The 19,848-nt window shown below is 38.5% G+C and carries 21 protein-coding genes and 1 tRNA gene; 12 read left to right on the forward strand and 10 right to left on the reverse strand.

Annotated features, from left to right (window positions below; genetic code table 11):
• The first annotated feature begins 64 nt into the window (after positions 1-64).
• From AAEU29_RS18395 to AAEU29_RS18410, 4 genes are all read left to right on the forward strand, one after another.
• Positions 65-568 carry an FxsA family protein gene (locus AAEU29_RS18395; protein WP_421974677.1) on the forward strand — a complete coding sequence of 168 codons (504 nt, stop codon included), beginning with the start codon at positions 65-67 and terminating at the stop codon, positions 566-568.
• 121 nt (positions 569-689) lie between these two features.
• A complete protein-coding gene (locus tag AAEU29_RS18400) occupies positions 690-977 on the forward strand; it encodes a co-chaperone GroES (protein ID WP_421974678.1) in 288 nt (95 codons plus the stop codon).
• Between the two features lie 49 nt (positions 978-1,026).
• A complete protein-coding gene (gene groL, locus AAEU29_RS18405) occupies positions 1,027-2,673 on the forward strand; it encodes a chaperonin GroEL (protein WP_421974679.1) in 1,647 nt (548 codons plus the stop codon).
• Positions 2,674-2,823: 150 nt separating this feature from the next.
• Positions 2,824-5,193, forward strand: a complete 2,370-nt coding sequence (locus AAEU29_RS18410; RefSeq protein WP_421974680.1) for a histidine kinase dimerization/phosphoacceptor domain -containing protein — start codon at positions 2,824-2,826, stop codon at positions 5,191-5,193.
• 23 nt (positions 5,194-5,216) lie between these two features.
• Here the strand turns inward: AAEU29_RS18410 and AAEU29_RS18415 are convergent, their stop codons facing one another.
• Positions 5,217-7,604, reverse strand: a complete 2,388-nt coding sequence (locus AAEU29_RS18415) for an EAL domain-containing protein (protein ID WP_421974681.1) — start codon at positions 7,602-7,604, stop codon at positions 5,217-5,219.
• 279 nt (positions 7,605-7,883) lie between these two features.
• On the opposite strand from AAEU29_RS18415, the gene AAEU29_RS18420 reads away from it, so the two are divergent.
• On the forward strand, positions 7,884-8,378 hold the full coding sequence (locus AAEU29_RS18420) for a DUF3016 domain-containing protein (protein WP_421974682.1): 495 nt from the start codon (positions 7,884-7,886) through the stop codon (positions 8,376-8,378).
• A 16-nt stretch (positions 8,379-8,394) separates the two neighbouring features.
• Here the strand turns inward: AAEU29_RS18420 and AAEU29_RS18425 are convergent, their stop codons facing one another.
• Together AAEU29_RS18425 and AAEU29_RS18430 are read right to left on the reverse strand one after the other, a co-directional pair.
• Positions 8,395-8,703 carry a hypothetical protein gene (locus AAEU29_RS18425; RefSeq protein WP_421974683.1) on the reverse strand — a complete coding sequence of 103 codons (309 nt, stop codon included), beginning with the start codon at positions 8,701-8,703 and terminating at the stop codon, positions 8,395-8,397.
• A gap of 42 nt (positions 8,704-8,745) precedes the next feature.
• Complete coding sequence (locus AAEU29_RS18430) at positions 8,746-9,039, reverse strand: prephenate dehydrogenase (RefSeq protein ID WP_421974684.1); 294 nt, start codon at positions 9,037-9,039, stop codon at positions 8,746-8,748.
• A gap of 73 nt (positions 9,040-9,112) precedes the next feature.
• Between AAEU29_RS18430 and AAEU29_RS18435 the strand changes: the two genes are divergently transcribed.
• Positions 9,113-9,319: a hypothetical protein gene (locus AAEU29_RS18435; protein WP_274762148.1), complete on the forward strand. Its 207-nt coding sequence runs from the start codon at positions 9,113-9,115 to the stop codon at positions 9,317-9,319.
• A 136-nt stretch (positions 9,320-9,455) separates the two neighbouring features.
• Here AAEU29_RS18435 and epmB read toward each other — a convergent pair whose 3' ends face one another.
• Complete coding sequence (gene epmB, locus AAEU29_RS18440) at positions 9,456-10,475, reverse strand: EF-P beta-lysylation protein EpmB (RefSeq protein WP_421974685.1); 1,020 nt, start codon at positions 10,473-10,475, stop codon at positions 9,456-9,458.
• Between the two features lie 42 nt (positions 10,476-10,517).
• Between epmB and efp the strand changes: the two genes are divergently transcribed.
• Positions 10,518-11,087 (forward strand): elongation factor P, encoded by a 570-nt coding sequence (gene efp, locus AAEU29_RS18445; RefSeq protein WP_274762120.1) that lies wholly within the window; start codon positions 10,518-10,520, stop codon positions 11,085-11,087.
• 82 nt (positions 11,088-11,169) lie between these two features.
• Positions 11,170-12,141: an elongation factor P--(R)-beta-lysine ligase gene (gene epmA / locus AAEU29_RS18450; RefSeq protein ID WP_421974686.1), complete on the forward strand. Its 972-nt coding sequence runs from the start codon at positions 11,170-11,172 to the stop codon at positions 12,139-12,141.
• Positions 12,142-12,160: 19 nt separating this feature from the next.
• Here epmA and AAEU29_RS18455 read toward each other — a convergent pair whose 3' ends face one another.
• The 5 genes from AAEU29_RS18455 to AAEU29_RS18475 form a co-directional block, all read right to left on the reverse strand.
• Positions 12,161-13,381 (reverse strand): methyl-accepting chemotaxis protein, encoded by a 1,221-nt coding sequence (locus tag AAEU29_RS18455; RefSeq protein ID WP_421974687.1) that lies wholly within the window; start codon positions 13,379-13,381, stop codon positions 12,161-12,163.
• Between the two features lie 28 nt (positions 13,382-13,409).
• Positions 13,410-13,922 (reverse strand): hypothetical protein, encoded by a 513-nt coding sequence (locus AAEU29_RS18460; RefSeq protein ID WP_421974688.1) that lies wholly within the window; start codon positions 13,920-13,922, stop codon positions 13,410-13,412.
• A gap of 40 nt (positions 13,923-13,962) precedes the next feature.
• Positions 13,963-14,664, reverse strand: a complete 702-nt coding sequence (locus tag AAEU29_RS18465) for a glycerophosphodiester phosphodiesterase (RefSeq protein WP_421974689.1) — start codon at positions 14,662-14,664, stop codon at positions 13,963-13,965.
• 162 nt (positions 14,665-14,826) lie between these two features.
• Entirely contained in the window at positions 14,827-15,699 is an 873-nt protein-coding gene (locus tag AAEU29_RS18470; RefSeq protein WP_421974690.1) for a DMT family transporter, read from the reverse strand.
• Between the two features lie 107 nt (positions 15,700-15,806).
• Positions 15,807-15,882: transfer RNA gene (locus tag AAEU29_RS18475), tRNA-Ala, on the reverse strand.
• A 142-nt stretch (positions 15,883-16,024) separates the two neighbouring features.
• Between AAEU29_RS18475 and AAEU29_RS18480 the strand changes: the two genes are divergently transcribed.
• From AAEU29_RS18480 to AAEU29_RS18490, 3 genes are read left to right on the forward strand one after another with little or no spacing between them, the layout of a single operon-like run.
• Positions 16,025-16,813, forward strand: a complete 789-nt coding sequence (locus AAEU29_RS18480) for a class I SAM-dependent methyltransferase (protein WP_421974691.1) — start codon at positions 16,025-16,027, stop codon at positions 16,811-16,813.
• Positions 16,813-17,211 carry a hypothetical protein gene (locus AAEU29_RS18485; protein WP_421974692.1) on the forward strand — a complete coding sequence of 133 codons (399 nt, stop codon included), beginning with the start codon at positions 16,813-16,815 and terminating at the stop codon, positions 17,209-17,211. Before AAEU29_RS18480 ends, AAEU29_RS18485 begins: the two co-directional genes overlap by 1 nt.
• Entirely contained in the window at positions 17,201-17,692 is a 492-nt protein-coding gene (locus AAEU29_RS18490) for a prolyl-tRNA synthetase associated domain-containing protein (protein WP_421974693.1), read from the forward strand. The genes AAEU29_RS18485 and AAEU29_RS18490 overlap by 11 nt, the downstream gene beginning before the upstream one ends.
• Here AAEU29_RS18490 and AAEU29_RS18495 read toward each other — a convergent pair.
• Positions 17,678-18,820, reverse strand: a complete 1,143-nt coding sequence (locus AAEU29_RS18495) for an MFS transporter (RefSeq protein WP_421974694.1) — start codon at positions 18,818-18,820, stop codon at positions 17,678-17,680. The genes AAEU29_RS18490 and AAEU29_RS18495 overlap by 15 nt on opposite strands.
• A gap of 158 nt (positions 18,821-18,978) precedes the next feature.
• Between AAEU29_RS18495 and AAEU29_RS18500 the strand changes: the two genes are divergently transcribed.
• Positions 18,979-19,521 carry a DUF2058 domain-containing protein gene (locus tag AAEU29_RS18500; protein WP_421974695.1) on the forward strand — a complete coding sequence of 181 codons (543 nt, stop codon included), beginning with the start codon at positions 18,979-18,981 and terminating at the stop codon, positions 19,519-19,521.
• Positions 19,522-19,848 lie beyond the last annotated feature (327 nt).

Consider the following 19,848-nt stretch of genomic DNA (forward strand, 5'->3'; position numbering starts at 1 on the left):
TTCTAAGCTTGAATTAAGACCTGAAAACCCCAATATTCATTTCATCTATTATTAAGGAAGCGCTATGTTTAAAGCCTTATTTTTTCTTTTTATTGTTATCCCGATTGTTGAAATAGCCCTACTTATTCAAGTGAGTGAAGTGATTGGTGGCTGGAGTACCATTGCGCTCGTTATTATTACCGCTTTTGTGGGTGCTAAATTAGTAAAGCAACAAGGCACAGATGCGTTAAGAAACGTGCAAGTACAAATGGCGCAAGGGCAAATGCCAGCAGAAGAACTATTTGCTGGATTATGTGTGATTATTGCCGGTGTATTGTTATTAACGCCTGGCATTATGACGGATGTACTCGGCTTTCTATTATTAACCCCGGTTGTGCGAAAGCGTCTTGCTGCTAACTTAATGTCGCAAGCTAAGGTGAAAATGACCAATCCACAGCAAGGTGGTGGCTTTTATTACTCATCTTTCACACACACTCAGTCACCTGAGCGTGAGCAATTTACTGAAACTCATATTCATTCAGATAAGCTGTCTAATACATTAGAGGGTGAGTTTGAGCGAAAAGACTAAAAAATTTGCAATAAACCCCTTGGGATCTATTTTTTCATCCCCATAAATTGCATAACTAACTTTTTTGGGCCACACGGCCTTATTTCTGAGATAGAAAATTAAATCAGGAGAAAAAACCATAATGAACATTCGTCCATTACATGATCGCGTTATCGTAAAGCGTCTTGAAGAAGAAACTAAATCAGCAGGCGGTATCGTACTTACAGGTTCGGCTGCCGAAAAATCTTCACGTGGTGAAGTTGTTGCAGCGGGCAATGGCCGCGTGTTAGAGAACGGCGAAGTACGTGCACTAGAAGTTAAGGCTGGTGACACAGTTCTTTTCGGCTCTTACGTAGAAAAAACTGAGAAAATCGAAGGTCAAGAATACTTGATCATGCGTGAAGACAATATCTTAGGTATTGTTGGTTAATTTTTCGTTTTAAATTATCGGTTTTAACAGAATTTTAAGGAATTAAATCATGGCAGCAAAAGAAGTACGTTTTGCAGGTGATGCTCGCGCTAAAATGCTTGCGGGTGTAAATATCTTAGCAGATGCAGTTAAGGTTACTTTAGGTCCAAAAGGCCGTAACGTTGTTTTAGACAAGTCATTCGGCTCACCAGTAATTACTAAAGATGGTGTATCAGTTGCGAAAGAAATCGAGCTTGAAGACAAGTTTGAAAACATGGGTGCACAAATGGTTAAAGAAGTTGCATCTAAAGCAAATGATGCAGCGGGTGACGGTACAACGACAGCAACAGTACTTGCACAATCAATCGTAAATGAAGGTCTTAAGTCAGTAGCTGCGGGTATGAACCCAATGGATCTTAAGCGCGGTATTGATAAAGCAGTTGCGGCAGCTGTTGAAGAGCTTAAAGCACTTTCAGTTCCATGTGCAGACACTAAAGCAATTGCACAAGTTGGTACTATTTCAGCTAACTCAGACACTGAAATCGGTGACATCATTGCAAATGCAATGGAGCGCGTTGGTCGTGAGTCAGGTGTTATCACTGTTGAAGACGGTCAAGCACTTGAAAACGAATTAGACGTAGTTGAAGGTATGCAGTTCGACCGCGGTTACCTATCACCATATTTCATCAACAACGCTGAGAAAGGTGTAGTTGAACTAGATAACCCATTTATTCTACTTGTAGATAAAAAAGTATCTAACATTCGTGAGCTTCTACCAACTCTTGAAGCTGTTGCAAAAGCAAGCAAGCCATTACTAATTATCTCTGAAGATCTAGAAGGCGAAGCGCTAGCAACATTAGTTGTTAACAACATGCGCGGTATCGTTAAAGTTGCGGCGGTTAAAGCACCTGGTTTTGGCGACCGTCGTAAAGCAATGTTACAAGACATCGCAATTCTAACGGGCGGTACAGTAATCTCTGAAGAAGTTGGCCTTGACCTAGAAAAAGCACAGCTTGAAGATTTAGGTTCAGCGAAGCGCGTAGTTATCACTAAAGATGATACAACAATTATCGATGGTGTTGGCGAGCAAGGTGCAATCGATGCACGTGTTAACCAAATTAAAGCACAAATCGAAGAAGCAACATCTGACTACGACAAAGAAAAACTGCAAGAACGCCAAGCTAAACTAGCTGGTGGTGTTGCAGTTATCAAAGTAGGTGCTGCTACTGAAGTTGAAATGAAAGAGAAGAAAGACCGCGTTGAAGATGCATTACATGCAACTCGTGCAGCGGTTGAAGAAGGTGTTGTACCGGGTGGTGGTGTTGCTCTAGTACGTGTTGCTAGCAAGATTGAAAACCTAACAGGTGACAATGAGGACCAAAATCACGGTATTAAAGTTGCACTTCGTGCAATGGAAGCACCACTTCGTCAAATCGTTTCTAACGCAGGTGATGAAGCATCAGTAGTTGTGAACGCAGTTAAAGCGGGTGAAGGTAACTTTGGTTACAACGCTGCAACAGGCGAATACAATGACATGTTAGAAATGGGTATTCTTGATCCAACAAAAGTAACACGTTCAGCGCTACAATTTGCAGCGTCAATTGCAGGTCTTATGATCACAACTGAAGCAATGGTTGCTGAAGTACCACAAGACGCATCTTCTGCACCTGATATGGGTGGTATGGGCGGTATGGGTGGCATGGGCGGTATGATGTAATCACCTCCCAAGTTACCAACTTGTCAAAAAAAGCCAGCACATATTGCTGGTTTTTTTTATATTTAAAAATGAGAAAATTGATTTAATTTATAAAGTTACCAATACTTATTAGTTGTACTGCCTTGTAAACGGATACTCAGGAAACGTGGTATGACTAAGACACTTAAAATAAACCTTATACTATTCATTTCTGCGCTATGTAATATTTTTGTCCTTGGCACAACCTTTTATGATGCGCATTCATTGAAGCAAGCGCAAGCAGAGTTATCTCAAACCATTAACCATAATACTGAGTTGTTAATTAAGCTTCATGAACTTGAGCGCACTGTTGGTTACTCAGGGTTTATTCATCACTTCAAAAATTATGTGATACGTGAGAAGCAGCAATATTATTTAGATGCACAAGTTAGCTATACAAAGGCGGTTTTGTTGATTGAAGATATTAGTCAGTTTTCGAAAGATGAAGAGGTTATTGAAAGCTTAAATGTACTTAAAGCCACGCTTATTGAATATAACTTTAATATGGAAACGCACTTTGCTAACTCAGGTCAACTTACGGTAAGCGAGCTTGATAAATTAGTTAAAGTAGATGATTCATTTGCATCAGAAGCCGTCAACAATATCGTTGAGCAAGTATTACCTAAAGTAAGAGTCGTGAATCAAAAATTTCTACAAGATATTGAAATGCAATTAGTTTATAGCTACTCATTCTCGGTCTTGATTTGTGTTGCGATTATCGCGTTTACCTCTCTGATTGTTTGGTATATTAATAAGCTTAATATGTCGGTTGATAAATTTTCAAAACTTTTTGATGCCACTCCTGACGGTATTATCCATGCTGACAATCAAGGTAATATTTTGGCCGCGAATAAAGCCGCGCAAACCTTATTTGGTTATTCACAAAGCGAATTTAATACGAAGCGTATTGAAGACTTAATGGCGCACTCATTAAATAAAGTACATAAAAAATATCGCAAAGAATTCACCAACCGAACGCAATCTAAAAATATGATGGATCGACGCAGCGTAATGGGTGTCGACAAATATCAACAAGAGATACCACTGCAAATAGCTATCGGCAGTTTTGCAGCAAATGATGAGTTTCAAAGTATTAGCATTATTCGCGATATGCGAGAAATAACACTGCTTAATCAAGAGCTTGCTTTCTTTACTAATATTCTTAAAGGCCTTTCTTCGTTTGTGGCAATCATAAATGAAAAAGGGGATGTGATTACGGCAAACTATGCTTTGCATGAAGGTGAAATAAGCCCAAACCTTTTTAATACAAGTGTATGGCTAAGCGATAAGCCAACTTTTAAACGCCTTAAAAATGCGCTTAATAAATTGACAGAGACAGGCGAGGAACAGCACTTTGATGGACAAATTGAAGTGTTAGGTGAAAAGATTGCTGTTGATGTGGTTATAGCAAGGTTAAACGACAATTCAGATACAACGAGTACCTTTATTTGTTCAGCACATGATATTAGTGAGCGGAAAAGTTTTGAGCAGCAATTGCTAGAAAACCAAGAAAAATTCAAATTAGTAGTAAATCATGTATCTGAAGGCATAATTTTATTTAAAAAAGATGGGCGTATCGACTGGTTAAATGCGAAAGCCATCGATATGTTGGCTCCTTATACTCATGGGCAAAGCCCTTGCAACTTTATAGAGGTGTTTGCAAAGCAAGATCAGCAAGAAATTAGCAAACAAGTCGATGAGTTAACAATTCATAATGCCACGACTAAGCCATTTCAAGCGCTGTTACAGCATAATGAACACGCATTACCTGTTGAGCTACGTATTACACGTTATGTCGACAATCTTGAAGTCAATTATTTAGCTACTGTATCAGATGTATCAAAATTACTGGCTGCGAATGATAGTTTGTCTACCATGCTTGAAGAGAAAAGCATGTTACTGAATGAAATACATCACCGTGTTAAAAATAACTTACAGGTAATTATGAGCTTGCTGAAGTTACAGCAGCAGCATGTGCCTGAGAGTGCTGGGGCTGAACTATTGGCTTGTCAGCAGCGCATACGGTCGGTTGCGTTAGTACATCAATTACTATACGAGCAAGAAGATAGCTCGAAAATAAATGCAGTAGAATACATATCCAAATTAGCACAGTTAATCTTGTTGGATGGTATTAATCATGTGCCATATAAAGTTGAGTTAGCACTTCCTACCACCCCCACGTTTTTACCGATTAATATGATGATCCCAATTGGTTTTGTAATCAATGAAATACTAACCAATATTCAAAAGCATGCATTCCCAAATAAAAATGAAGGCGGCCTTGTAACAATTAGTGCAAATGTGTCTGAAAATGAATTGGTGTTATCGATTAAAGACAATGGAGTGGGATTTGAGCTGACTGAGTTTGATAACGCCAACTCCCTAGGGCATACCCTCATCCACTTATTTACTAAGCAGGCAAATGGTGAAATAGAAGTAGAAAGTGAGATAGGTGGATTCTCTCATTTCCAATTCAAGTTTGACTTGTCACACGTTCATTAGTGTTTTGAGTGATATATAAGGTGCTACTCAACGGTTAATACGCGCTGTTCTAGTAGCTCTATAAACGATGCAAGCGACAAAGGTTTAGCATGGTAGAAACCTTGTTGATAAATTTCAGAATCCTTTGCAAAATAATGACTTTGTTTTTCAGATTCAATACCTTCTACAACAACTTTATAGCCAAGAGACTTGCTCAGATTAATCATATGCTCGCACACTTTTTTGGCTTTGCTGTCTTCAGGAATTCCATCAATAAACACTTTATCAATTTTTAAAATATCTAATTCAAACTGCTGCAGTAATTCTAGCGATGAATAACCTCTGCCAAAGTCATCAAGGGCGATTGAAAAACCAATCTCTCTTAATTGTCTAATGGTTTCGCGTGCAGGTGAATCAGCTAACGCTGTTTCGGTTATTTCTAGCGTGATATGGCTTGCTGCAATCTGATTGCTCGTAATTATTTCTTTGAATCGAGTGGGTAATGATGGGTTAGAAAGTTGTTTGGCTGACAAATTGAGTCCAAGCTTAATATTTTTGTGACTTTTGCCGTGTATTTCCTTTAGTGCATCACAGGTTTTTTGCAGCATTAACTCGCCTAAAGGGAAAATCAACCAACTTGCTTCTGCAACAGGAATAAAGTCACTGGGTGAAATAAAGCCGGTTGCTTTATCACGCCAACGACATAACCCTTCAGCACTGGTGATTTGACCTTGATGATCAAAAATAGGCTGAAACCAAAGTTCTAAAATATCGTTTTCTATCGCTTGTTTTAAGCCTTGCTCCAAAAACAGTTGATACTGAGCGGAACACCCCATATCGTCTTGGTAAAATTTAAATTCGTTTTTACCATTATTTTTGGCTGCATACATTGCAATATCTGCCCGTTTCATCAGATCTGCGGTATCTTTTATACTGTCATCCCACTGTGCAATACCAATCGAGCAAGTTAGTGAAATAGACACATCTTGCCCTTTAAAAGGCTCTGAAATTACGTGATTTATTGATTCAGCAATACGCGTAACATCTTGTCTTGATAATTGACCGTCGAGCATTAATACAAATTCATCACCACCGTGGCGTATCATAATATCGGATGAGCGAAATAGATGCTTTAAGCGCCAGGCAAAATCAGTCAAGATAGCATCACCGTAAGAATGACCATAAGTATCATTTATCAGTTTAAACGAGTCTAAATCTATAAACATTAATGTAAATTTACCTGAGTCAAAAAACTCGTGAGGGTTTGCAAAGGCGCGGTTCATATAGGTGCGGTTATACATACCTGTGAGTTCATCACGATAAGCTTGGTATTGTAATTTTCGCTCGGCCATTTTGAGTTCGGATATATCTGTCACTATCATTACTAACTCATCATTTTGGTCATGATGTGTGATTAAGCGACCATTTACTAATGCATAAAATAATTCACCTGACGCTGTTTTAAAGGTTTCTTCTCTCTGGGAGCAAAGTTCATCAAGGGGAATGCTATGGCTTTCGTCAGCACGCTCTCGCTTAATTATATTGTGATAATCTTTTTGAATAATATCTGACAGTTGGTAGCCAATAAGTTTACAAAAAGCAGGATTGGCTTTAGTGATTTTACCTGTTTTATCAAGCACAATTATGCCATCTGCAATATGGCTGAATACCGACTTAGAAATCTTTAATTCGCGAATATAGGTTTCTGTTTCAGTTACATCTTTCATGGCGCCAATTGAGGCTTCGCCACTTTGTAGTTTGATATCGCTGGTATATACCTCAAACCAATATTGCTCATTGCTTAAAGGGGAATAAATTCTGATTTTGTAATTAGACTTCTGCCCGTCTTTTAATAAAGATTCTATTTTCCACTTGTCTTGCTCATGCACCATGCTTAAAAATTCATTAAATGGTAATGGGCTTAAGTGTCCAAAGTACTTTTGCAGCATTTCGGTACCAGTAAAAACAAGGTGTTCGGCTTCGGGGTTATATTCCCATACATTTAAGTTGGCGGCTTCAATTGCAAGTTTTAAACGGGCTTCAGATGAGGTTATTTCATCCTCATATTTAAACCGATTTAGCGCAGTTTCAATAACCGCTCTTACTTCTCTAAGATTGTAGGGCTTAACAATATAGCCAATAGGGTTTGCAGTATTTGCTGAGGCTATAATGTCATCGTTGGCGTAAGCAGTAACATAAATAATGGGAACATTTTTAATTTCGTTGATTTGCTTCGCTGCATTAATACCACTGCCACCAGACTCTAAATTTATATCCATAAGGACAAGATCGGGTTGTTTTTCTTTAAAGAGGGTGATGGCTTCGTTTTCGTTATTAGCAATACCAACTACCTGATAGCCCAAAGATTCAAGCTCAATTTTGAGGCTCAAAGCAACAATCTGTTCGTCTTCAACGATTAATAACGAACTCATAACTATATCCTTTTAATTATCTACAGCAATCGCCGTTATCTGTAAAAAGTACTTTTGATGCGACATAATCTAAAGTTTAGTTGGTTTAATATTTTTCACAAATTCAACAATTTTATTTGGGCAATAAAATGATAAAAATGAGCCTGTTATGTAATGTTAATTGATTAAAGTTATGAAATTTTGATTTGTTAAGCGTATATTAATCATCAGGATTGATAATAATTATAAACTGATAAAGCAAGTAGCATTGCGGCACTTGCCAGCTCTAGGAGAAAACTTATGAAATTAGTCAACGTACTTTTATTCAGTGTTGTATCAATGTCATCTGTTTCAGCATTTGCAGGTGAGGCAAGTGTTACTTATGGAAAGTTTAACGACTTTACTGATGTCAGACCTTCAAATGAAGCGCGTGGAGGCTACCATAAACGAGTTGAAAAACAATTTACTAAGCACTTTCAAAAACTAGCAGAGCAGTTACCAGAAGGTTACAAGTTAGGTGTAACAGTGAACGATATTGATTTAGCTGGTGATGTACGATTTGGTGCTGCCAATGAAATTCGTGTTGTAAAACCAATTTACTTTCCAAAAATTAAGTTTAGTTACGCGCTAACTGATGCAAATGGCAAGGTGGTTGATAAAGGCGATGCAGATTTAAAAGATATGAGTTTTATGGATAAAATTCGCCGCGGTCGTGAAGAAGAGTTTATGCATGATAAACGCTTAATTACAGACTGGTTTGAAAATGAACTTCTACCAAAAGTGAATGCTCACTAAGTAAAGATAAGCAGCGTTATAACAGCGCTGCTATTTTTTTATAAAGCTTATCAGCTTGTGATTCACTTAAATTACCAGCTGCTTTTGACTGGCCAATTGTGCTGGTGACACGGATCACATCAGTTTGGATCTGTTTGATTTCTTGCTCAGTTGAAAGTTGAGATTGCTGTTGTTTTTCTCTTGCCAATTTTGAAATATTAACCACGTCTTGGCTAAACCCAGTAAGTCCAATGTCATTTTCGACATTGTTATTATTAGGCGTTAGCTTAGATGTTGTTGAAACGGCAATTTCACTCCCTGCTGTAACGGGTGATACGGCAGACATAACAACCTCAAGAAAAACATTACTATTTAAATTATAGGCTAGTTACTTAAAGCTGGCTAATAACTGATGCAAGTGCTGCATTTTAATCACAACACTTTTTAGTAATGCTTGGTCTATCTCTTCTTGATTTGATAAAGCTTCAACCTCACTTGCAACTTCAAGCACATAAGGTTTAAAACGTTTAGCTTCAATAGAAAAGCCACTATCGTCATTAAATAAGGTTTTAAACTTGCCTTTACCTTGCTGCTGAAGCGCATCTAATTTGCCATCTGCATCAATAGCTTGGCGATATAATACTTTTAGATTGTTATTAAGTTCAGAAATAACCAAATTCATGATAAAAAATTACTAAAGTCTAACTATACTTGGCCGATATAGTAACACAGTTTAATTTACAGGTGAGGTCATGATGAATATATCAGGTGCAAGTTTGCCGACGATGAATAGCAGTGAAAGTGCTGAAGTGCTTAGCGCATCACTCGCAAAGCGTCAGCAACAGGCAGATGGTAAAGCAGCGCTTGCTCTAATTGAAGCTGCAACGCAAACCATGCAGTCGCTGCCAAGCCCAAGTAAGCCAACTGCAAGCTTAGGTAATAATATTGATGTGTATGTGTAGTATTTAACACGTACATTTGAAGTTTATTATTAAACTAAGAGTTATTTTCTAAGCTCCCGAAGTAAAGCCCCAGCATTTTGTGGGGGTTTACTTTTTTTGTTTGCTTCTTACTATGCATTCGCTTTTAAAAAGCGCTTTAATATTGATACATGCCTAAATCAATGGGCGTTTTACTCTTTTCTCCCCCAATTTCACGTACTAACTTAGGCACCAAAAAGCCAGGCAATTCAGCTAATAACTGCTGGTGAAGTTTTACCGCTTCATTATCTGATACAGCAAAATGATGTGCCCCTTGCACTTTATCTAATAAGTGGAGGTAATAAGGTAATACATCCGCTTCAAATAGTTTTTCAGATAACGCAACTTGCGCCAAAGCACTGTCGTTGATGTCTTTCAATAACACAGCTTGATTGAGTAGCGTGTATCCCGCACTTTTTACTGCTTTTAATTTGGTTGTTAATACTTCATCAATCTCATTGGCGTGGTTGATATGAGTAACCAAAATAAGTTTTAAGCGAGTGTGAGTGGGTAAAGTTAAAAAGGCATCTGTGATCCGAGCAGGGATTACCACAGGTAAACGCGAGTGAATACGCAATCGCGTAACGTGTTTAATCGCTTCTAGTTGCTCAACAAACCAAAAGAGCGCTTCATCATTGGCCATGAGTGGGTCACCACCACTGAGTATCACCTCGTTAATTTCAGAGTGCTTTGCAATGTACTCAAGCGCAGTTAACAAACCTTGTTTATTTTGGTGATTATCTTGGTAGGGGAAATGTCTGCGAAAACAATAGCGGCAATTAATTGCGCAGCCACCACGAAAAATCAGTAACACACGAGATTTATATTTGTGCAATAACCCCGGAGTGCTATTATTCTGCTCTTCAAGTGGGTCATTGGTATACCCTGGGGGAGTTTCAAACTCTTGGGCTAATGGTAAAACTTGACGAAGTAGTGGATCGCTAAGGTTTCCTTTTTCCATACGGGCAATAAAAGGAAGCGGTACACGCATTGCAAAAAGTTTGCGTGCGGCAATATCTTCACTGAGATTTTTTGAGTCAATTTCCAGTAACTTAAGCAACGCTTTTGGGTCAGAAATGGCATTTGCTAATTCTTTTTGCCAGTTAGTCTGCAAATTTGCTTCAATTCTTTGTATCATTAGCCGATCAGTTATGTAAAAAATTATTCGATAGAGGAAACGATGGCGAATTATAGCACCAATGAGTTCAAGGGCGGCCTAAAATTTATGTTAGATGGCGAGCCTTGTTCAATTCTTGAAAATGAAGTTGTAAAACCGGGTAAAGGCCAAGCATTTAACCGTGTAAAAGTTCGTAAGCTAATTTCTGGTAAAGTGTTAGAAAAAACATTTAAATCAGGTGAAAGTGTTGAAGCTGCTGACGTAATGGATATCGAATTAGATTACCTATACACAGACGGTGAATTCTGGCACTTCATGAACAATGAAACATTTGAGCAAGTTGCTGCTGACGAAAAAGCAGTTGGCGAAAGCGTTAAATGGTTAGTTGAAAACAACACATGTACTATTACACTGTGGAACGGTAACCCAATTTCTGTAACACCGCCAAACTTCGTTGAGCTTGAAATCACAGACACAGATCCAGGTCTAAAAGGTGATACTGCAGGTACAGGTGGTAAGCCTGCTACACTAACAACGGGTGCTGTAGTACGTGTTCCTCTATTCGTTCAAATTGGCGAAGTAGTTAAAGTGGATACACGTTCTGGCGAATACGTTGGTCGTGCACAAAAGTAATTTTGATTAAGTATTTAATCAAAGAAAATCCCAGCAAGCGCTGGGATTTTTTTGTTTTAGATCTATTTTAGGCGATACAAAAATGAGTATAAACTGGCAACCAAGCGCATCGATTGAAAACTTAAAAGCACGCGCATCCTTGCTAAAAACCATTCGTGATTTTTTTAATGCACGAAATGTGATGGAAGTAGAAACACCAAGCCTTTCACAAGCAAGCGTAACCGATATTCACCTAGCTAGTTTTAGTACCCAGTTTGTTGGTCCAGGCTTTGCTAAAGGACTACCGCTTTATTTACAAACATCGCCTGAATTTGCCATGAAGCGTTTGCTAGCTGCGGGGGCTGGCGCGATTTTTCAACTGGCAAAAGCCTTTCGCAATGAAGAAGCGGGCCGTCATCACAATCCTGAATTTACCATGCTCGAATGGTATCGCCCCGGGTTTAATGCCGCGCAATTAATGGATGAAATAGATGATTTAATGATTGCGGTAGTGGGTTCAGAAAAAGCAGAGCGAATCTCGTATCAGCAAGCATTTATAACGCATTTACAGTGCGACCCTTTAACAGCATCTATCAGAGATTTAACACAACTTGCTAAGCAGCAGGGGTTTGATCATATTGCAGAGCAAGAGAATGATAAAGATACCTTATTGCAGCTGCTATTTTGCATGTGTATTGAGCCTAAAATTGGTCAACAAACGCCTTGTTTTGTTTATCACTTTCCCGCATCGCAAGCGGCACTGGCAAAACTAAACACAGATGATAAACGCGTTGCGGAACGATTTGAGCTGTACTTTAAAGGTATGGAGTTAGCCAATGGGTTTGATGAACTCACCGAAGCCGATGAGCAGCGCCAACGTTTTATTGATGATAACAACAAACGTAAAGCGCAGGGTTTGGCCGAAGTAACTGTTGATGAGCGCTTTCTTGCAGCCCTTTCACATGGTTTACCGCAATGTTCTGGTGTTGCATTAGGGGTCGATAGGTTATTAATGTTAGCGCTTAATGCAAAGCGTATTTCTGATGTTATTGCATTTGATGTGGAGAGGGCATAACCCTCTCTAGAAAATTGAATTAAATAAATTGCTCTAGATCTTTCTTAGTATCAGAGGTTTGGCACTGTAACTCGCGGCTATTTTCATTGGCATTGGCGATATTGTCTTTTGCGATATAACCAAGCTCAACAATTTGCTGTACCGATGAATGGGTTTGCTGCTGTGTATGCTCTAATTGGTGTACAGCTGCCACAATCTCTTGTAGTTGTGATTGGTTACTCTCTAACTCTTTAGTCATTTGATTAAATACTTCACTGGTGCTGGCGATGGAGCTTTCAGCACTGCTTGATTGCTCAATCAATTGCTCCGTTTCTTTGTTGGTTTCATTAACCAACGTATTCATTTGGTTAATAAAATCATTAATTTGGCGTGTGGCGTCATTTACTTTTACTGAAAGCGAGCGTACTTCGTCAGCAACAACAGCAAAGCCTCTACCTGCTTCTCCTGCGCGTGCGGCTTCAATTGCCGCATTAAGTGCAAGTAAGTTCGTTTGATCCGAAAATTCTTCTACCATAGTGAGGATTTTGCGAATGTTATCTGAGTTTTCTTTTAAACCGCCAACCGTGTCAGCAAAGCTGCTTAGTAGTTCTGTCATACGTTGGATTTTGGTAACTAAATTGCCAATTTCACTGGCCGATGTGTGAACTTTACTCAGGTTCTCTACATTCGCATCAAAGGTCATTTGGGTATTTTGCGAAATTTGATTAAGGCTTTGGCTAACTTCTTCGCTGGCGGTAAAAATGGTATTACTAAGTACTAATTGCTCTTCACCAATACGGTTAGTTTCAGTCATCGATCTAGTTACATTTTGATTGGTCATTTCAGCAAGCTCTGCTTTTTCATAGACCTGTTTTAATAGCGCTTCTAAACGCGAGACAAAGGTATTGTATTGCTCGCTGAGTTCACGAAATTCATCAAAAGTAAACTGGGGTAAATGGGTTGCTAAATCAGCACCTTTTTCATTGATATCTGTCAGTGTTTTCTTTAAAGCATTGACTGGGCGCACAATTAAAAAATGCATGTAAAAGCAGGTAAAAAAGAAACTGCCAATACTGATTAACGCGATAATCCAATAGCTCATATCAATATGCCCGTTATCAGTCAGTTCTTGATACAGCCAAACTAACGTAATAACTTGAAAGGCAAATAGAAAGCTTAGATTGCCAAAGATTTTACGGGTTAATGTGAAGAAAAAGGTTTTTTCAATTGTTTCGTATAATTGCATATATAAAGAACTCATTTTGCATGCCTTAAATGACCTTTACCATTTAAAAAAGCTCAATATCATCATCACCTTGTTGTTGTTCTAGTTGGTGATATATCTCAAGTGCTTGCTGTTTTGTTTTACCTTCCATAATGGCGTCATAAATTTGATGTTCAGACTCCATGGAATAACTATTTTTTAAATGGGTGCGTAGCGCAAGCCACTTATCTTCATCGGCTAAGTTTTCACTATCTTGAATTAAATGGCTTAATTGATCCATCGTTTGCTGAATATGCGATAACTGTTGTGTTAATCGGTCATAAAACTGGAAAGCCATAACGCCATTATTAACACTGTGCTGGATCTGTTGGTGCAAGTCATCTAATTTCGACGAAGTGCTTTTTTCATTTTCTAATTGGCTGCAAATCGCTGCAAGATCCTGAAAAACTGTACTAAGCGATAAAATATCACCATCACTTTGTGTAACGCTAAGTGCTAATTGGGTATTGCATAAAAGTAAGAGGCGGGCTGCTTCTTCACGAAAACAAAACAAATTTTGCTGCTCTTTTTGGTCCATTGAGTGCCCCTAAATTAACTCTTTACATGAACATCCAGAGTTAAGTTGATTTTTGCAAGAGGAGGTTTTGTGCTTTTGATGGGTAGTTAGTAAATATACCATCAATACCAAGCGACATCATGTCCTCAATATCTTCCTGTTTATCTACAGTATAGGCAAAAACTTTAAGGTTTCTCGCTTTTGCATCAGCAACATACTCGTGATTAATGAAATTTTTATCAACATGTACGCTATAGGCATTTAATCGCTCGGCGAATTCACTATAGCCTAGTGGGATTGAGCTAGTTAATGCACCAATTTTTACCCAAGGTAAATGCTGTTTGAGCCACTTAAGCTGGTGGTGATCAAAAGAGGAAATTAATAAATTTTCGCGAGAGAGAAACCCTGACTGCACATTTTGCTCTATCAAGGTGACAAATTTATCGAGTGCAAAAGTGTGTTTGAGTTCCAAATTAAGTAAAGTGTTATCGTGAACCCAATGAAATACTTGTTCAAGAGAGGGGACTGATTGGCCTTCCCCTGCATCATACTGCTGTACTTCTGCTGTGCTTAGCTTATTTACTTTTCCTTGACCGTTCGTGGTGCGATCTAACCAAGTGTCGTGGATAACCACAAATCCATCTAATGTGCTTTGAATATCGATTTCAATGCCATCAACTCCAAGCTCTAAAGCGGCAAGAATAGCTGAACGCGTATTTTCAGGATACAAGCCACTGGCACCTCTGTGGGCAAAAACTTTCATAAACCAAACCCTTCTCACACTTAGTCAAAATCGTGCGCTAGTTTATCTCGCAATTAACTTACCACAGCTTAGAGTATAAGCGGCATAATTACTTTGAAATCAATCAAGATTGATCTCATTTTGATTCACTATAGTTAACTTCTTAAGCCAAGCTGAGGTTAGTTATTTTGCCGCTTTAGCTTGTTTGTTGACTAAGTAAGTTTCAAAAAAAGCACCACTGATAACTAAAGTACCACCAATCAATGTAGTTAAGGTTATATGTTCATTGAGCAGTAAAAATGCGAAGAAGCTAGCATACAAAGGTTGCAAGCAAGAAATTAGCCCTGCTGTTTTAGCGCTTAAATGCCTCAAACTAGCAGCAAAAAACGCATGAGGTGCAGCAGTAAAAACAACCCCAACAAGCAATAATAAATAGAGATCGTTTTCAGCTACTTGATTAATCGGCACTTCGATAAAGGCGCATAGCATAATGCTGGCAACTAGCGCCTGATAAAGCATTGTTTGCGGCCCTGAATAGCCCACAAAGTAGCGCTTTTGCAAAATATTACGAAGCGCAAATAAAAAACCTGAAAACACTCCGGTGACAATGCCTAAAGTAACTTGATTGCCTAAATTTGCCTCGGGCACTAAGAGGTAAATACCGAGTAACACCATAATGGCAATAAATACATCTTGCAGGTGAGGTAGCCGTTTAGAAAACAGCGGCTCCATAAATACCGTCATTACCGGGTAGGTAAAAAATGCGATAATACCAATGGTAATGCCCGCCATTTGCATACCTGCAAAGTAAGTAACCCAGTGTAGACCCACAACAATACCAAGCATTATGGCAATGCCATAATCGCGAAGCTGTCTTAGTCGAATAGCTTGTTTGGTTAATATTAAGAAAGCGGTGAGTGCAACAGCGGCAATGGCGGTGCGATAAACTGTAATGTCGAGTGCATTTAGGCCAATTAATTTAGCAAATAGAGCAGTACCGCCAAACAGTAATACGGCAATGTGTAAAAACGTTAAACTTTGCTTTTCAGGGGACATAATAAGCAGTAAAAATATGATTTTAGCGCATTATATCAAGATAAATGAAACAAGAGATTTTTATTTGAAATAGTAGATATTGAATTTAAAAATAAGAGGTTGGAAAGTGGTGGAGCTAAGCAGGATCGAACTGCTGACCTCCTGCGTGCAAGGCAGGCGCTCTCCCAGCTGAGCTATAGCCCCACATTCCAAAAAAGGACATTCTAAAGCGTGTTGCTTTTGAACGGCGAGAACTTTAATTTTTTTTCTATCACTGGTCAAGTATTTTTTGTAGCATAAAAGGTAATTTTAGCTTGTTTGCACATTAATTGTGCGAGAGAGACCAATGGATATTAAAAATTATAACAACCATGCTTGGAATAAACAGGTAGAAGCAAATAATGAATGGACACAACCGGTCACAAGCTCACAAGTGGAAGCTGCGCGAAATGGCGATTGGTCTATTGTATTAACACCACATAAAAGTGTGCCACACAGTTGGTTTGGTGATTTAACAGGTAAAAAAGTTCTGTGTCTTGCCTCAGGAGGCGGTCAGCAAGGGCCAATTTTATCGGCCGCAGGTGCTGATGTAACTGTGTTCGATTTATCTGAAAACCAACTTGCGCAAGATGCACTTGTTGCCAAGCGTGATGGGCTAACGCTTAAAACAGTTAAAGGCGATATGACAGATTTAAGCTGTTTTGAAAATGAAAGCTTTGACCTTATTTTTCACCCTTGTTCAAATAATTTTGTGCCAGACATTTCCAATTTATGGGCAGAAGCTGCGCGTGTTTTAAAAGAAAATGGCCGTTTGCTAAGTGGCTTTATTAATCCTGCTGCATACATATTTGATTGGTTTGAAGCAGAAAAAGGCGTGACCAAAGTGCGCCATAAACTACCGTTTAGTGATATTAATAACCTTTCTGAAGAAGAATTAGCTTTATTGAAAGAGCAAGATGAACCACTGGTGTTTAGTCACTCATTTGAAGAGCAAATCAAAGGTCAGTTGGATAATGGTTTAGTACTAATTGATATGTTTGAAGATAATTGGCACTCAATGGCCTTTTCTGAATATTTTCCGCCAACCATGGCGTGCTTAACTTTAAAATTACCTTCTGCATTATGGAACCGTTAATGACAAAACTTATTTTACTAACGCTGTGTTTTTCAGTGCTTATTGGCTGTGCAAAGTCGAAACCCGAACCAGAAGACTTTGAAATCATCAATCAACAATTAAAAACCGTTACTGCGGAAGATGGCGCAAAATTATTTTCGTATTTGGTTACGGTAAAAGCTGGGTCGGCAAAGCTTATCAACAAAAAACGCCAACTAACAAAATCAGAAATAAAAAAGCTTTTGCAGCAAGAAAACTTTATTGATTCATCGTCGTTAAAAATGGATTTAGAAGACAAAGCCGCAATGCAGCTAGAGGCGGAACTTAAAAAACAAAATTACTGCCAACAAAGCTATCAAATTGAAGAAGTAAAATGGCGTGATTACAGTGTAAGGCTGAGTGGACGTTGTGATGACTGATATTTCATTGCTTGAAAATGTGTTTTCCAAGCTGAATATAGATTGCGAGAAAATATCTCACCCAGCATTGCACACAGCCATAGAAGCAGACCGTTTATTACTTGAGCGTCCTGGTACGCGCTTAAAAAATCTCTTTTTGCGGGATAATTACGGCAAGCGCCATTTTTTACTCATTACCTCACCCAATAAACAAGTAGATTTAAAAGCGTTATCAAAAGCGCAAGGGTTATCACGCTTGGGATTTGCATCAAATGAGCGTTTAGCCAAGCATCTTGGAGTAAAACCTGGTTGTGTATCTATGTTGGCGCTTTTAAATGACAAAGATAATGCTGTGCAGTTGTGGGTTGATAGTCAACTTTGGCAGGCGGATTTATTTCATTGTCACCCCTTTGAAAATACGCAAACTTGGCTAATGCAAAAAAGCGACTTACTTAAAGTGTTTGAATACTCCAATCACAGCGTTGAACTAGTTGACTTGTAAACGTTTAAACTGAGTGACTAACAACCCTGAAATGATGCAAACCAGCAGCAACGTCAGTAAAAATGCGTTTTTGCCAAAGTGTTGATATATCAGCCCTGGTAAAAACGAGCCTAAGGTGCCACCACAATAATAAAAAGAGACATAAATGCCATTAGTTAATGAGCTTGGCGCTCGGCTAACTTGATTAAGCAGCGCAGATGCGCTGGCATGAATAACAAACATAGCTGCACAAAAAACCGTAAAGCCAATAAAAAACAACGTAAACTGAACGGAGAATAAACTGCTAATACTTAGCGCATAAATTGCAAAGGTAATCACCAGTAAATTTATTTTGCCTTTTGCTAAATGTTGAAGTCGTGTACTTAAAAGAGAAAAGCAGGCTCCGATTAAGTAACCTGAATATACTAAGCCGATGTCTTTTGAACTGGTAAAGTGGTAATCATTTTGCAAAATAAATGGTAGGTAGTTTAATAGTGCGGTAAAGCAAAAAAACATGCCAAACACCGCACTGTAAACATACAGAGTGCCGCCTTTAGCAACCTTGTGTATGTTTTCTTTAAGTGAAGCAGGTTCTTTTCTTTGGCCTACATAATCTCGCACTTTTGCCTTTGCAAGGCTCAGTGATAACAACAATAAAACAATAGCCAGTAGATAAAAGTAAAGCTGCCAGTGAGTATATTCACTGATAGATGCACTGACTACTCGGCCTAAAAATCCGCCTGCGATGGTGCTTAAAATATAGCTTGTTACCGCTTTACTTAAGTAGCTATAGCGGTAATGCTCACCAATGTATGAGGTCATTGCAGTCAGTGCAGCCGGAAGTAGTAATCCCTGTAAAAACCGAATAACAAGTAACTGCTGAAAGCTTTGTGCAAGCGGTAAAAGTGCGCTGCTGATTGCGAGTAGCAATAGGGCAACTTTAAGTAGCGAAAGTGAATTAACACGCAGTAATAAGTAACCATAAACCAAAGGCGCAATTGCCAGCGGTAACATGGTCACTGTCATTAATAATCCTGCTTTAGCTGACGTTAACTGATAGGACTTTGCAAGCAAAGGCAAAATCGGTTGCGGTCCGTACAGTACAAAAAACGTAAAAACCGAGCATAGTAATAAATGTATAAACTTCATGGTGTGAGAGCGTTGTTTATAACAAGCAAATTGTATCTTAGTTTTAACTACTTAGCTTTAATCTAAGTTAACTTTTCTTTGATTTAAGTTAACCTCGCTTCACATCAGGTGAATGGCTGTTATAAAATACCACTAATTGTTTATTAAGAGAATTAATCATGGGTTCATTACAAGATCAGTTGCTGAAAGCAGGCCTTACTACTGAGCATAAAATGAAGGTTGCGAATACCGAAAAGCGTAAACAAAACAAAAAGAAAAAGAAAAAAGGCGCAACCAGTAACCCAACCGATTTGCAAAAGCACATTGAGCAAACTAAAGCTGAGCAAGTTAAAAAAGCAGCTGAAGTAAACGCGCAAAAACAAGCTGAGTTAAAAGAAAAAGAGCAAGTTGCACGTGTGAAGCAAATTCTTGAGCATCATAATCAAGACGAAATTAATGGGGATGTTACCTTTAACTTTACATTCGAAAGTAAAATTAAAGAGCTAGACGTAAACGAAATCACACACAAACAATTAGTAAAAGGTCTGTTGGCGATTTGTTATCTAGAAGGTAAGTTTTATGTCTTACCAGATGAGCCAGCACGCAAAATAGCGGAAGTAGACGAAAAATACATTGTGCTGCATGCTGAGCCAGAAAATAACGAGAAAGACGAAGATGACCCGTATGCGGACTTTGAAATTCCAGATGACATCATGTGGTAATTCAACGCTTTAAAAAATGCCTCACTTGTTGAGGCATTTTTTTACTTAATTTTTGAAATAAAAACCGCAGTTTCAGCAGAAAGCGATCTTCTCTTAAATACATTGATCCTAAACTTGATCAAACGCATAGAATCTTTTGCTATCTCTATAAAGTTAAAGCGTTTGTTTGTTTTTTATTCAGATAAGCCTTTACAAAACCATATGATAGTGGTCTACAATAGGGTTAGCACTGCTTTAACTTATTGATTCAAAAGTATATTGCAATTGAGAATTATTTACCGTTGAGATGGAATTATAATATGAACAAACTTTCTAAAACGCTTAGTG

The sequence above is a fragment of the Pseudoalteromonas aquimarina genome, from assembly GCF_049257255.1.
Taxonomy (GTDB): Bacteria; Pseudomonadota; Gammaproteobacteria; order Enterobacterales; family Alteromonadaceae; genus Pseudoalteromonas.